A 13,843-nucleotide genomic window follows, 5' to 3' on the forward strand; every position below is an offset into this window, starting at 1 on the left:
GTCAGTTCTCCTCGGTTGGTGCGGGTGCGCGGACCTCGTCGGTGCTGCGCAGTTCCGCTTCGATGGCCGCCTGGAGGCGGTCTTCGAGCGGTTTGGATCCGATGTGCTGCACGATCTCGCTCAGGAAGCCGCGCACGACGAGGCGCCGGGCCTCGTCTTCCGTGATTCCGCGGGACTGCAGGTAGAACAGCTGCTCGTCATCGAAGCGGCCGGTCGCACTCGCGTGCCCGGCGCCCTTGATGTCACCCGTCTCAATCTCGAGGTTCGGGATCGAGTCCGCGCGGGTGCCTTCGGTCAGCACGAGGTTGCGGTTCTGTTCGTAGCTGTCGGTCCCGGGGGCGTTGCGTCCGATCAGGACGTCGCCGATCCAGACCGTCCGTGCGCCCGTGCCCTGGAGGGCGCCCTTGTAGGTCACCCGGCTGCGGCTGTTCGCCGCGTCGTGGTGCACGTACACCTGCTGTTCGAGGTGCTGGCCGGCGTCGGCGAAGTAGAGGCCGAAGAGGTCCGTGTCCGACCCGGGACCTGCGAGGCGCACGGAGGGGTTGACCCGCACGATGCTGCCGCCGAGGGAGACGACGACGTGCTTGAGATAGGCGTCGCGGCCGACGGATGCGAAGTGGTTGGCCAGGTGCACGGCACCGGTGTTCCACTCCTGCAGTGAGACGACCGTGAGGTGCGCGGACTCGCCGACGATGATCTCGAGGTTCTCGGTGATGCGGGCATCGCCGGTGTTCTCGAGGATGATCGTGGCCCGGCTGAACGGCCTGGCCTCGATGATCGCGTGCGCGCCGCGGGGACCGGTCCCGAGCTGCGCCCGGGTGACCGTGATCTCCTTGTCCTCTTCACCTGTGATAGTGATGACGAGGGCCTTCTCGAAGCTCGTCCAGGCGTTGGCGGCTGCGCGTTCTTCGGGGGCGCCGACGGAACCGATCCGGGCGTCGTCGCGCCCCACCCAGTCGATCGCGACACCGTCGGTCGGGGTCGATGCGACGTCGTAGGGTGCGCCGTCGAGCTCGCCGGCCGTGAGGTCGGTGAACTTGGCGACCGGGGAGAGCTTCCACACGGCTTCGCGCCCCGTGACGGGGGCGAAGTCGGCGACGTCGACGCTCTTGAAGCGGTCGTTCCTGGTCTGCACCGGGACGAAGCCGAAGCGTCCGTCCGAGTGGGCCTTGATGCCGTGCTGTTCGCTGGTGGGAAGTGCTGCTGTTGTTGAAGTCGGGGCGGCGGACATTTAGCCGACGGATCCTTCCATGCCCATTTCGATGAGCTTGTTGAGTTCGAGGGCGTACTCCATCGGGAGCTCCCGTGCGATCGGTTCGATGAAGCCTCTGACGATCATGGCCATGGCCTCGTCCTCCGGCATGCCGCGGCTCATCAGGTAGAACAGCTGCTCCTCGCTGACGCGGGAGACGGTGGCCTCATGACCGAGCTGCACGTCGTCGACACGGATGTCGATGGACGGGTAGGTGTCGGAGCGGGACTGGGTGTCGACGAGGAGCGCGTCGCAGCGCACGGTGTTCGCGGAGTGGTGCGCACCGGCATCCACCCGCACTTCACCGCGGTAGCCTGAGCGGCCACCTCCGCGGGCGATGGACTTGGACACGATCGAGGACTGCGTGTACGGCGCCATGTGGATCATCTTGGCGCCGGCATCCTGATGCTGGCCGGGACCGGCGAAGGCGACGGACAGGGTCTCGCCCTTGGCGTGCTCGCCCATGAGGTAGATAGAGGGGTACTTCATGGTGACCTTGGACCCGATGTTGCCGTCGATCCATTCCATGGTCGCGCCCTCTGCGGCCGTTGCGCGCTTCGTGACGAGGTTATAGACGTTGTTCGACCAGTTCTGGATCGTCGTGTACCGAACGCGAGCGTTCTTCTTCACGATGATCTCGACGACCGCGGAGTGCAGCGAGTCAGACGAGTAGATCGGGGCGGTGCAGCCCTCGATGTAGTGCACGTAGCTGCCCTCGTCGGCGATGATGAGCGTGCGCTCGAACTGGCCCATGTTCTCCGTGTTGATGCGGAAGTAGGCCTGGAGGGGAATCTCGACGTGAACGCCCGGCGGCACGTAGACGAAGGAGCCGCCCGACCAGACCGAGGTGTTGAGTGCGGCGAACTTGTTGTCACCGGAGGGGATCACCGTGCCGAAGTACTCCTTGAAGACCTCGGGGTATTCCTTGAGCGCGGTGTCGGTGTCGAGGAAGATGACGCCCTGGGCTTCAAGTTCCTCGTTGATCTGGTGGTAGACGACCTCGGACTCGTACTGCGCGGCCACGCCGGAAACGAGGCGCTGGCGCTCGGCCTCGGGGATGCCGAGCTTCTCGTAGGTCTTCTTGATGTCGTCGGGCAGGTCTTCCCAGGTCTGGGCCTGCTTCTCCGTTGACCGCACGAAGTACTTGATGTTGTCGAAGTCGATGCCGGACAGGTCGGCGCCCCAGGTCGGCATCGGCTTGCGCTCGAAGAGTTCAAGGGCCTTGAGCCGGCGCTGCAGCATCCAGTCCGGCTCGTTCTTGAGCTTCGAGATGTCGGTCACGACCTCGGGCGAGACGCCACGGCGGGCGGATGCGCCGGCCGCGTCCGAATCGGACCAGCCGAATTCGTACGTTCCCAGGCCCGCGAGTTCGGGCCGGTCAAGCAGGACGTCAGACATATTTACCTCTTCTCCCATCCACGACAACCCGGATATTAGTCCGGTCATTCCCGCGCGGCTTCAGGCGAAGACGTGCGGTGAACGGGTTGCGTGGGCGGCTACGTTGCGTACCTAAGATGATTAGAGGCGGCGAGGTGTCGAACCGCGGTTCGAACAACCGCGTGATCACCGCCCAGAAACACCTAATTCTACAGGTTCCGGATGCGTTAAGTGGCCCGCCGGGCGATTTCACATGCACGGGCCCGAGAGGAAGCAGAACCCGTGAAACGGATTTCCGAATGGCTGCCCACGAGCGTTGACCGACGGGTCCGTGTGATCGCCTGGGTGTACCTCGCCGCGCAGATCCTGCTGGTCGGAACGGGCGGCCTTGTGCGCCTGACCGGCTCAGGGCTCGGCTGCCCGACCTGGCCGAAGTGCACGGACGGCTCGCTCGTCAACACGCCGGAGATGGGCATCCACGGAGTCATCGAGTTCGGCAACCGCCTGCTCGGCGCCGTGCTCGGCCTCGTCGCGGTCCTCGCGTTCCTCGCCGTCGTGCGGCTGCGTCGCGAGCGCCCCGACCTGTTCCGCCTCGCGCTGTTCGCCGGTCTCGGCATTCCCGCCCAGGCGGTCATCGGCGGCATCAGCGTGCTCACCCAGCTCGACCCCACCATCGTCGGACTGCACTTCGTCATCTCGGCAGTGCTCGTCGCGCTCTGCACCGCCTTCGTCTACCGGGTCTACACGGGTAACGGTGAGCGGGCGACGGTCGTGCCCCGCTGGTACGCCGTGCTGACCCACGTGACGAGCGCCGTGGTCGCGATCACGATCCTCGTCGGCATCCTGACGACCGGTTCCGGACCGCACGCCGGTGACGAGAACGCGCCGCGAAACGGGCTCGACTCCGAGTTCCTTCAGCACGTGCACAGCTGGCCCGCCTATCTGACCGTCGCACTCACCATCGCCCTCGTCATCGGCGCCTGGGGACTCGGGCGGTCGCTGCGCGCCTGGACCCTGGCCCTGCTCGCCGTCGAGGCCGTCCAGGTCGCCGTCGGACTCGTGCAGGCGAACACCGGACTGCCGGCCGGCCTCGTCGGAATCCACATGGTCCTCGCCTGCATGCTCGCGGCCGCGATGACGGCCGTCGTTCTGCACCTCAAGGAACCGGTCGCGTTGCCCGCCGACGGAACTCCCCCGGTGACTCGGCAGGTGGCCGCCCGCTGACCGACCCGGCTCGGGTCGGTTCGGCTGGACTCGGCTCCGCTCGGAAGCCTCCGAGCGGTCTAGAAGGGCAGCAGCGGGTCGACGCCGACGGCGACGAAGAGCAGTGTCAGGTACGTGATCGAACCGTGGAAGACCCGCATCGGCGAGACCACCTCGTGGCGGATCGCGAGGTTGTACAGGCGGTGGGTCTCGTAGATGAACCAGCCGCCGGTGACGAGTGCGACTCCGGTATAGAGCAGACCCATCGAAGCGACCGGGATCAGCAGCAGCGAGCACGCGACGGTCGCCCACGCGTACAGGATGACCTGGAGACCGACCTGGGCCCGCCCGCGCACGACGGCGAGCATCGGAACGCCGGCGGCCTGGTACTCGGCGCGGTACTTCATCGAGAGCGGCCAGTAGTGCGGCGGGGTCCAGAGGAAGATGATCGCGAACAGGATCAGCGGGGGCCAGGATAGGTCGCCGGTGACGGCAGCCCAGCCGATCAGCACGGGCATGCAGCCGGCGATGCCGCCCCAGACGATGTTCTGGGCGGTGCGGCGCTTGAGGATGATCGTGTAGAAGACGACGTAGAGCAGGATCGCCCCGAGCGACAGCGCTGCGGCGACCCAGTTCGTGAAGACCAGGAGCCAGGCGATCGACGCTGCTCCGAGCACCCACGCGAACACGAGGGCCTCCCGGTCGCTCAGTTCGCCGGTGACGAGCGGCCGGTTCATCGTGCGTTTCATCACGCGATCGATGTCACGGTCGATGTAGCAATTGAATGCGCCGGCGGACCCCGCACTCAGTGCCCCGCCGATAAGCGTCGCGAGCACAAGCCAGAGGCTCGGAATGCCGCGTTCGGCGAGCAGCATCGTCGGCGCCGTAACAACAAGCAACAGTTCGACGACGCGCGGCTTGGTCAGGGACAGGTAGGCGAGGAATGTCCGTCGGAAGCCTCGCGCTCCCCTGCCGCCGGGCGCCTGCACGCCTGCGGGGGTCGCGTCCTGGGAGATCTGCATAGTGGATTGAGTCTAACCAGTCCCGGCTGAACGGACGGCCATCGAGGATCGTTCAGCTTTGCGCCCGTCAGCCTTACCCGGCCATGCCGACTGCCTATACTTGGGGGTGCTCGCCAATCTCGGCGCGTGTCGGCGCGTCCTGAAAAAAGACGCTCGCCTGCCACGCCGGATGACGTCGATGTCCACGGGCGCGCTCAATCCAACGGGTGCGGGTTTTCCAAGACCTGCCCTAGCTTGACGAAGGGTAACTACGAAGTGGCAGCACTGCAGTGGGATTCGATTGACAACAGGGCGGTAGACACGGCACGCATTCTTGCGGCGGACGCCGTTGAGAAGGTCGGGAACGGCCACCCGGGTACGGCGATGAGTCTCGCTCCCGTCGCCTACCTCCTGTTCCAGAAGGTCATGCGCCGCGATCCCACTGACAACGAATGGATCGGTCGCGACCGCTTCATCCTCTCCGTCGGCCACAGCTCCCTGACCCAGTACGTCCAGCTCTACCTGGGCGGATACGGGCTCGAGCTCGACGACCTCAAGGCGCTCCGCACGTGGGGCTCCAAGACCCCCGGCCACCCCGAATACGGCCACACCGACGGTGTCGAGATCACGACGGGCCCGCTCGGCCAGGGTCTCGCATCCGCAGTCGGCTTCGCATACGCGTCGCGCTTCGAACGCGGCCTGTTCGACCCGGAGACCACGGCGGGCGAAAGCCCGTTCGACCACTTCGTCTACGTCATCGCCGGCGACGGCGACCTGCAGGAGGGCATCACGAGCGAGGCGTCCTCCCTCGCCGGCCACCAGCAGCTCGGCAACCTGATCGCCATCTACGACTCCAACCAGATCTCGATCGAAGACGACACCAACATCGCCTTCACCGAAGACGTCGCCGCCCGGTACGAGGCGTACCACTGGCACGTGCAGACCGTCGACTGGAAGAAGACCGGCGTCTACGTCGAAGACCTCCACGCCCTCAACGACGCGATCGACGCGGCCAAGGCCGTCACGGACAAGCCCTCGCTGATCATCCTCAAGACGATCATCGGCTGGCCGAGCCCGAAGAAGCAGAACACCGGCAAGATCCACGGCTCCGCGCTCGGCGCCGCCGAACTCGCCGCCACGAAAGAGGTCCTCGGCTTCGACCCGGCCGAGAGCTTCTTCGTCGCCCCCGACGTGATCGAGCACACCCGCGAGGCGCTCACCCGCGGCGCAGACGAGCACGCCAGGTGGACGGTGCAGTTCGACGCCTGGGCCGCCGCCAACCCCGAACGCAAGGTCCTCCTCGACCGGATCCTGGCCGGCGACCTGCCCGAGGGCGTGGATGCCGCGCTGCCCGTCTTCGAGGCCGGCACCGAGGTCTCCACCCGCGCCGCGTCCGGCAAGGTCCTCACCGCGCTCGGCGCCGTCATCCCCGAGCTCTGGGGCGGTTCCGCCGACCTCGCCGAGTCGAACAACACCACCATCGGCGGTGCGCGCTCCTTCATCCCGGCCGAGCACTCGACCCACGAGTGGACAGGTACCCCGTACGGTCGCGTCCTGCACTTCGGGATCCGCGAGCACGCGATGGCCGCGATCCTGAACGGCATCGTGCTGCACGGCAACACCCGCCCCTTCGGCGGTACCTTCCTGATCTTCAGCGACTACATGCGCCCGGCCGTTCGCCTCGCCGCGCTGATGAAGGCTCCGTCGATCTTCGTCTGGACCCACGACTCCGTCGCCCTCGGCGAGGACGGCCCGACCCACCAGCCGGTCGAGCAGCTCGCGACTCTCCGCGCCATCCCCGGGCTCGACGTCGTGCGCCCCGGCGACGCGAACGAGGTCTCCTGGGCGTGGAAGACGATCCTCGAGCGCCGCGAAGGCCCCGCAGGCATCGTCCTCACCCGCCAGAACATCCCCGTGTTCGAACGCGGCGACGGCGACGCGAGCGGCGAGGTCTTCGCCTCCGCCCGCAACGTCGCCAAGGGTGCGTACATCCTCGCCGAGGCTCCGAACGGTACCCCCGACGTCATCCTGATCGCCACGGGCTCAGAGGTCCAGCTCGCCGTCGACGCCCGTGCGGCGCTCAAGGCCGAGGGCATCAACGCCCGTGTCGTGTCCGCCCCGAGCCTCGAATGGTTCAAGGAACAGACCGCGGAATACCGCGAATCGGTCCTGCCCGCCGGGATCACCGCCCGCGTCTCCGTCGAGGCCGGCATCTCGCTGACCTGGGACAGCTACGTCGGCGACCGCGGACGCAGCATCTCGATCGAACACTTCGGCGCCTCCGCCGACTACAAGACGCTGTTCCGCGAATTCGGAATCACCACGGATGCCGTCGTCGCCGCGGCGAAGGAATCGCTCGCCGAGCACTGAGCCCACCGTCGAGCGGGGAGCCTGCGCCTCGCGCCCGCTCCCCGCTCGACTCCCCCACATACCTCACACCCCACGCATTTCAAGGAGATCATCCCCATGACCGCTACCACTCCGCTCGCAGAGCTCTCCGCCGCCGGCGTCAGCATCTGGCTCGACGACCTGTCCCGCCAGCGCATCGCCTCCGGCGGCCTGCAGGACCTCATCGACACCAAGAACGTCGTCGGCGTCACGACGAACCCGACCATCTTCGCCGGCGCGCTCAGCAAGGGCGAGGCGTACGTCGACCAGGTCGCAGCCCTCGCAGCGGCCGGCGCCACCGTCCAGGAGGCCGTCTTCGAGATCACCACCGACGACGTCACCGCGGCGAGCGACATCTTCCGTCCCGTCTACGACCGCACGAACGGCGTCGACGGCCGCGTCTCGATCGAGGTCGAGCCCGGACTCGCACACGACGCCGCCGGAACCGTCGCCCAGGCCCAGGAGCTGTGGGCCAAGGTCAACCGCCCCAACGCCATGATCAAGATCCCCGCGACGATCGAGGGGCTCGAGGCCATCACCGCGACGATCGCCCTCGGCATCAGCGTCAACGTCACCCTGATCTTCAGCCTCCAGCGACACCGTGAGGTCATCAACGCGTACCTGTCCGGCCTCGAGAAAGCCAAGGCCGCGGGCATCGACCTCAGCACGATCCACTCTGTCGCGTCCTTCTTCGTCTCCCGCGTCGACACCGAGATCAACCAGCGCCTCGAGGCCATCGGTACCGAGACGGCGATCGCGTTGAAGAGCAAGGCCGGCGTCGCGAACGCACAGCTGGCGTACGAGGTCTTCCAGCAGGCGTTCTCCACGGAGCGCGCCCTCGGCCTGCTCGCCGCGGGCGCCAACAAGCAGCGTCCGCTCTGGGCGTCGACCGGCGTCAAGGATGCCGCGCTCCCCGACACCCTCTACGTGACGAACCTCGTCGCGCCCGAGGTCGTCAACACCATGCCGGAGAAGACGCTCGAAGCGACCTTCGACCACGGCGTGATCCCGGCGGACTCGATCACGGGCGCATACGACGAGGCGAACGCCGTTCTCGACGCTCTGGCGAACGAGGGCGTCTCCTACGTCGACGTCACCCAGGTCCTCGAGGCCGAGGGCGTTGCGAAGTTCATCATCTCGTGGAACGAACTCCTCGACACCGTCACCGTTGCCCTGGACGCAGCCAAGAACAGCGCGGAAGCCACGTCGGCACTGTGAGTTTCCGCATCGCGGTGACCGGGGCGGCGGCCGACGCGGCACGCCGCACCGTGCCCACCCTGGTGTCAGACCTGGTCGCCTCGGGTATCACGGCCCTCGACCCCGCCCTGTGGGGTCCTGAGGCCGAATCCGAGGCGGCGAAGCGACTCGGCTGGACCGAGTCCGTCGCCGTTTCACGCCCGCTCGTCCCGGAGATCCTCGCTCTCCGGGCGACCCTCGACGAGGCAGGGGTCACCCGGATCGTGCTCGCCGGCATGGGCGGTTCCTCGCTCGCACCGGAGGTCATCACCCGCACGGCCGGTGTCGCCCTGACCGTCCTCGACTCGACAGACCCCGGCCAAGTCCTCGCGGCCCTCGGCGACCACCTCGAGGAGACGGCGCTCGTCGTCTCCTCGAAGTCCGGGTCCACTGTAGAGACCGACAGTCAGCGTCGCGTGTTCGAGCGCGCCTTCCGGGAAGCGGGCATCGACCCCGTCGGCCGCATCGTCGTCGTGACCGATCCCGGATCCCCGCTCGACGCATCCGCTCGCGCCGCCGGGTACCACGTCTTCAACGCGGACCCGACCGTCGGAGGACGGTTCTCCGTGCTCACCGCGTTCGGGCTCGTCCCCTCCGGCCTCGCCGGCGTCGACATCGATGAGCTGCTCGACGAGGCCGAGGCCATGGCGCTCGCCGTCGCCGTCGATAGCCCCGAGAACCCCGGGCTGATCCTCGGCGCCGCGATCGCTGCGACGGTGCCCCGGCGCGACAAGCTTGCTCTCGTCTCCGACGGCACCCATATCCTCGGGTTCCCCGACTGGGCCGAACAGCTCATCGCGGAGTCGACGGGCAAGATCGGCACCGGCATCCTTCCCGTCGTTCTCGACGTCGATGCCCCCGAACTCACCGAGAACCTCCCGGACCTGCAGGTTCTGCGCCTCGTCGACGACGCGGGCACCACGATCTTCCCCACGGACGGCACCGATGAGATCCGCGTGAGCGGCACTCTGGGCGCACAGTTCCTGGTCTGGGAATACGCGACCGTCGTCGCCGGACGGCTGCTGGGGATCAACCCCTTCGATCAGCCGGACGTGGAAGCCGCGAAGATCGCCACCCGCGCACTTCTCGACGCCCGGCCGGAGCCGGCACCCGCAGCGTTCATCTCCGACGGCATCGAGGTGCGCGGCACCGCACACGTCATCGGCGCGGCGAGCGACCTCGCCTCGGCAATCGACGCCCTCCTCGAGGAACTCGGACCCGACGGGTACGTCTCCGTCCAGGCGTACGTCGACCGCCTCCAACTGCCGCAGCTCGCCGGTGTCCGTGACCTGGTCGCACAGCTCTCCAAGCGCCCCGTCACGTTCGGCTGGGGCCCCCGCTTCCTGCACTCGACCGGCCAGCTCCACAAGGGCGGCCGGCCGTCCGGTGTCTTCCTGCAGATCCTCGCGACTCCGCAGGAGGACCTCTCGATTCAGGATCGTCCGTTCACCTTCGGCGAACTGATCCAGGCACAGGCCAGCGGCGACGCGAGCGTGCTCGCCGAGCACGGCCGTCCGGTGCTCACCCTGACCCTCACCGACCCGACGGCGAACATCGCCGCCCTGTTCGGCGCCCTGAAATAGAAGTCATCCCCTGCTGCGGGGCCCGCTTCGGCGGGCCTCATCGCCACTGAAAAGGAGTTGCATGTCCCCGGTGGAAATCACCCCGGAGTTCAATCCGTTACGGTCGTCCTCCGATTACCGTCTGAATCGCATCGCGGGGCCCTCGAGCCTTGTGATCTTCGGCGTAACCGGCGACCTGTCCCGGAAAAAACTCATGCCCGCGGTCTACGACCTCGCCAACCGCGGTCTCCTTCCGCCCGGCTTCGCCCTCGTCGGCTTCGCGAGGCGCGACTGGGACGACGAAGACTTCTCGAAGGTCGTCCACGACTCGGTCAAGCAATATGCGCGTACCGAGTTCAACGAAGATGTCTGGGCGCAGCTCTCGGAGGGCATCCGCTTCGTACAGGGCACCTTCGACGACGACGATTCCTTCGAACGACTCAAGGACACCATCGCAGACCTCGACCGTGAGCGCGGCACGATGGGCAACCACGCGTTCTACCTGTCGATCCCGCCGAAGGCGTTCCCTCAGGTCGTCGGGCAGTTGCGGCGGTCCGGCCTCGCCGAGCAGAAGGACGGCCAGTGGCGTCGTGTCGTCATCGAGAAGCCATTCGGCAGCGACCTGAAGACCGCCCGTGAACTCAACGACGTCGTCGAATCCGTGTTCCCGCCCGACTCCGTGTTCCGGATCGACCACTACCTGGGCAAGGAGACGGTGCAGAACATTCTCGCGCTGCGCTTCGCGAACCAGCTCTACGAACCGATCTGGAACTCGAACAATGTCGACCATGTGCAGATCACCATGGCGGAAGACATCGGTGTCGGAGGACGCGCCGGCTACTACGACGGGATCGGCGCCGCACGGGACGTCATCCAGAACCACCTCCTGCAGCTCCTCGCCCTCACGGCCATGGAGGAGCCCATTTCCTTCGACGCGGCAGACCTGCGCACCGAGAAGGAGAAGGTCCTCGCCTCGGTCCGGCTTCCGGACAACCTCGCGACCGGAACCGCCCGCGGCCAGTACGCCGGCGGCTGGCAGGGCGGCGAGAAGGTACTCGGATTCCTCGAAGAAGACGGCATGGACCCCGAGTCGCTCACCGAGACCTACGCGGCACTCCGCCTCACCATCGAGACGCGCCGCTGGTCCGGCGTTCCGTTCTACCTGCGCGCGGGCAAGCGCCTCGGCCGCAGGGTGACCGAGATCGCCGTCGTGTTCAAGCGCGCCCCCCAGCATCTGTTCGCGAAGGAGAACACGGCAGCGCTCGGCGCGAACGCGCTCGTGATCCGGGTGCAGCCGGACGAAGGCGTCACGATCCGTTTCGGCTCCAAGGTTCCCGGTGTCGGCATGCAGGTGCGCGACGTCACGATGGACTTCGGTTACGGCCACGCGTTCACCGAGGCGAGCCCGGAGGCGTACGAGAGGTTGATCCTCGACGTCCTCCTCGGTGACCCACCCTTGTTCCCTCGTCACGAGGAAGTCGAACTCTCGTGGAAGATTCTCGACCCGGTCGAGAAGTACTGGTCAGAGCAGGGCCAGCCCGAACAGTACCGCCCCGGAACGTGGGGCCCCTCGTCCGCGGACGAGCTTTTGGCCAGGGATGGCCGTCAATGGAGGCGCCCATGATCGTCGATATGCCAGACACGAACACCTCGAAGATCTCGAAGGCCCTGGTCCGCATCCGGGAAGAGGGCGGCGCCGTCGCCCTCGGTCGGGTCCTGACCCTGATCATCGCGTCGACCATGGGACGTGAGGAGGAGGCCATCGAGGCCGCCAACGACGCGTCCCGTGAACATCCGATGCGCGTCATCGTGGTCTCCACCCAGGAGGCAACCGAATCGAAGACCCCGGTCGACGCCAAGGTCGACGCGGAGATCCGCGTCGGCGGCGACGCCGGGGCGAGCGAAGTCATCGTGCTGCGCGCGTACGGCGATGCCGCGAGCGACCCCGAGAGCCTCGTCACCGGCCTCCTGCTGCCCGACGCCCCCGTCGTCACGTGGTGGCCGGGAGTCGCCCCCGTCGTTCCGGCGGATTCTCCGCTCGGACGCCTCGCCTACCGGCGGATCACGGATTCCTCCGCCCAGCCGGACCCGCAGGCCGCCCTGCACCGACTGTGCTCCTCGTACCGCCCCGGTGACACCGACTTCGCCTGGACCCGCCTGACACTCTGGCGTGCACAGCTCGCGGCCGTTCTCGACCAGCCGCCGTACGAGGCCGTCACGGCCGTCCAGGTCTCCGGCGCGGCCGACTCCCCCTCGACGACGCTGCTCGCCGCCTGGCTGCAGCTCCAGCTCGCCGTGGACGTCGACTACGAGTTCACCGGTGGAGCAAAAGCGACCGGAATCCACGGAGTGCACTTCACCCGGGCCTCCGGTGTCATCTCACTGGAACGGGAACTGCCGGGCATCGCAACCCTCACCCAGCCCGGCCAGCCCGTTCAGGACCTCACCCTCAAGCGCCGCAGCCTCCGGGATTGCCTCAGCGACGAGCTCCGTCGGCTCGACCCCGACGAGTTGTATGGTGAAGTGATCACCCGCGGACTGCCGAACCTGGACGCGGTTGCCGAAACAACCGGAGGACGACCGTGACCCACGAACGACGCGTACTAGTGCATTCCGACCGCGCGGCTCTCGCCGCATCGGTCGCGGCGCGATTCATCACGACCGCGGTCGACCTCCTGCACGAGGAGGGCGACATCCATGTCGTCCTCACCGGGGGCAGCGTCGCGACAGAGGTTCTCGACGCGGTCAACGCCTCCGCGGCCAGGGACACCGTCGACTGGGAACACGTGAACTTCTGGTGGGGCGACGAACGCTGGTTGCCGCACTCCGACCCGGAGCGCAACGAACTCCAGGCCCGAACCGCACTCCTCGACCACCTCGACATCCCCGCCGAGAACATCCACCCGTTCGCGTCCTCCGACGGGCCGCTCGACCTGGACGCGGCCGCAGCTGCCTATGCTGACGAACTCGAGGCTGCGTCGAACGACGGCACGGTCCTGCCGCGCTTCGACATCACCTTCCTCGGCGTCGGCCCGGACGGGCACATCGCCTCCCTGTTCCCGCACCTGCCGGGTATCCGCGAGGACACCGCGAGCGTGCTCACGGTGCGCAACTCGCCCAAGCCTCCCGCTGAACGGCTCACCCTGAGCCGCCCCGCCCTGAACTCGTCACGCTGCATCTGGCTGGTCCTCGCGGGCCCGGACAAGGCATCCGCCCTCGGGCTCGCACTCGCGGGCGCGAGCAGGGACGAGGTGCCGGTCGCCGGCATCAAGGGACGCCGCTACACGAACTTCTTCGTGGACCAGGAAGCGGCCGCCGAGGTGCCGGAGAGCCTCACGGCGTCCTCGTTCTGACACCGTTCGCACGCGAAAAAGCCCCGACCGAGGTCGGGGCTTTTTCGTGTCCGGTGGACGAATGGACCGGAGCTAGTTGGTGGCCGACAGTTTGCCGCGGCGAATGCGCAACTGCAGCAGTGCTTCCTCGAGAAGCGAGTCGGCTTCCTCCTCCGTGCGGCGTTCCTTCACATAGGCGAGGTGCGTCTTGTACGGCTCGAGCTTGATCACAGACGGCGGGTTCTCCTTGTCGCGGCCGGCCGGCAGCCCGGAGGACGGGCAGTCGATCGTTTCGGGAATCTCGTCATCGGGCAGGTTGGCCGCGAAGTATCGGACAGTCTCGTTGCCGAGAGCGTCCCAGTAGGAGACGCGGATCCGGTCCGCCTGGAAACCACGGTCCTGCTCCCCCATGGGGCCGGCTCCGACCCTGGATCCACGAATTGCGCTGCCACCAGATGCCATTGTGTTCCTCCATGAAAGGCGATTGTGCTT

11 protein-coding genes are annotated in these 13,843 nt (G+C 67.2%); 7 read left to right on the top strand and 4 right to left on the bottom strand.

All coding sequences use genetic code 11. The annotated features are described in order from the left end of the window. Position 1: 1 nt before the first annotated feature. The gene (gene sufD, locus E3O44_RS01430; protein ID WP_134531892.1) at positions 2-1,231 is read right to left on the bottom strand and encodes a Fe-S cluster assembly protein SufD; all 1,230 of its coding nucleotides are present in this window, start codon (positions 1,229-1,231) and stop codon (positions 2-4) included. Continuing rightward, a complete protein-coding gene (gene sufB / locus E3O44_RS01435) occupies positions 1,232-2,650 on the bottom strand; it encodes a Fe-S cluster assembly protein SufB (RefSeq protein ID WP_134531893.1) in 1,419 nt (472 codons plus the stop codon). It abuts the gene before it with no gap. 261 nt (positions 2,651-2,911) lie between these two features. Between sufB and E3O44_RS01440 the strand changes: the two genes are divergently transcribed. Next, the gene (locus E3O44_RS01440; RefSeq protein ID WP_134531894.1) at positions 2,912-3,853 is read left to right on the top strand and encodes a COX15/CtaA family protein; all 942 of its coding nucleotides are present in this window, start codon (positions 2,912-2,914) and stop codon (positions 3,851-3,853) included. A 59-nt stretch (positions 3,854-3,912) separates the two neighbouring features. Here the strand turns inward: E3O44_RS01440 and E3O44_RS01445 are convergent, their stop codons facing one another. Next, positions 3,913-4,854 carry a heme o synthase gene (locus E3O44_RS01445; protein WP_134531895.1) on the bottom strand — a complete coding sequence of 314 codons (942 nt, stop codon included), beginning with the start codon at positions 4,852-4,854 and terminating at the stop codon, positions 3,913-3,915. Positions 4,855-5,109: 255 nt separating this feature from the next. On the opposite strand from E3O44_RS01445, the gene tkt reads away from it, so the two are divergent. From tkt to pgl, 6 genes are all read left to right on the top strand, one after another. Then, on the top strand, positions 5,110-7,203 hold the full coding sequence (gene tkt / locus E3O44_RS01450; RefSeq protein ID WP_134531896.1) for a transketolase: 2,094 nt from the start codon (positions 5,110-5,112) through the stop codon (positions 7,201-7,203). A gap of 96 nt (positions 7,204-7,299) precedes the next feature. Further along, entirely contained in the window at positions 7,300-8,439 is a 1,140-nt protein-coding gene (tal, locus tag E3O44_RS01455) for a transaldolase (RefSeq protein WP_134531897.1), read from the top strand. Further along, positions 8,436-10,040 carry a glucose-6-phosphate isomerase gene (locus E3O44_RS01460; protein ID WP_134531898.1) on the top strand — a complete coding sequence of 535 codons (1,605 nt, stop codon included), beginning with the start codon at positions 8,436-8,438 and terminating at the stop codon, positions 10,038-10,040. The genes tal and E3O44_RS01460 overlap by 4 nt, the downstream gene beginning before the upstream one ends. 61 nt (positions 10,041-10,101) lie before the next feature. Then, entirely contained in the window at positions 10,102-11,643 is a 1,542-nt protein-coding gene (gene zwf / locus E3O44_RS01465; RefSeq protein WP_134531899.1) for a glucose-6-phosphate dehydrogenase, read from the top strand. After that, positions 11,640-12,605 carry a glucose-6-phosphate dehydrogenase assembly protein OpcA gene (locus E3O44_RS01470; RefSeq protein WP_134531900.1) on the top strand — a complete coding sequence of 322 codons (966 nt, stop codon included), beginning with the start codon at positions 11,640-11,642 and terminating at the stop codon, positions 12,603-12,605. The genes zwf and E3O44_RS01470 overlap by 4 nt, the downstream gene beginning before the upstream one ends. Further along, on the top strand, positions 12,602-13,372 hold the full coding sequence (gene pgl, locus E3O44_RS01475; RefSeq protein WP_134531901.1) for a 6-phosphogluconolactonase: 771 nt from the start codon (positions 12,602-12,604) through the stop codon (positions 13,370-13,372). The genes E3O44_RS01470 and pgl overlap by 4 nt, the downstream gene beginning before the upstream one ends. Before the next feature lie 72 nt (positions 13,373-13,444). Here pgl and E3O44_RS01480 read toward each other — a convergent pair whose 3' ends face one another. Further along, positions 13,445-13,813 (bottom strand): RNA polymerase-binding protein RbpA, encoded by a 369-nt coding sequence (locus E3O44_RS01480; protein WP_134531902.1) that lies wholly within the window; start codon positions 13,811-13,813, stop codon positions 13,445-13,447. Positions 13,814-13,843: the final 30 nt, after the last annotated feature.

Source organism: Cryobacterium algoricola (assembly GCF_004402485.1).
GTDB lineage: Bacteria > Actinomycetota > Actinomycetes > Actinomycetales > Microbacteriaceae > Cryobacterium > Cryobacterium algoricola.

Excerpts from the sequence above, each read along its gene's own strand:
- sufD (WP_134531892.1), bottom strand. The coding sequence starts at position 1,231 with ATGTCCGCCGCCCCGACTTCAACAACAGCAGCACTTCCCACCAGCGAA.
- sufB (WP_134531893.1), bottom strand. The coding sequence starts at position 2,650 with ATGTCTGACGTCCTGCTTGACCGGCCCGAACTCGCGGGCCTGGGAACG.
- E3O44_RS01445 (WP_134531895.1), bottom strand. The coding sequence starts at position 4,854 with ATGCAGATCTCCCAGGACGCGACCCCCGCAGGCGTGCAGGCGCCCGGC.
- tal (WP_134531897.1), top strand. The coding sequence starts at position 7,300 with ATGACCGCTACCACTCCGCTCGCAGAGCTCTCCGCCGCCGGCGTCAGC.
- zwf (WP_134531899.1), top strand. The coding sequence starts at position 10,102 with ATGTCCCCGGTGGAAATCACCCCGGAGTTCAATCCGTTACGGTCGTCC.
- E3O44_RS01470 (WP_134531900.1), top strand. The coding sequence starts at position 11,640 with ATGATCGTCGATATGCCAGACACGAACACCTCGAAGATCTCGAAGGCC.
- E3O44_RS01480 (WP_134531902.1), bottom strand. The coding sequence starts at position 13,813 with ATGGCATCTGGTGGCAGCGCAATTCGTGGATCCAGGGTCGGAGCCGGC.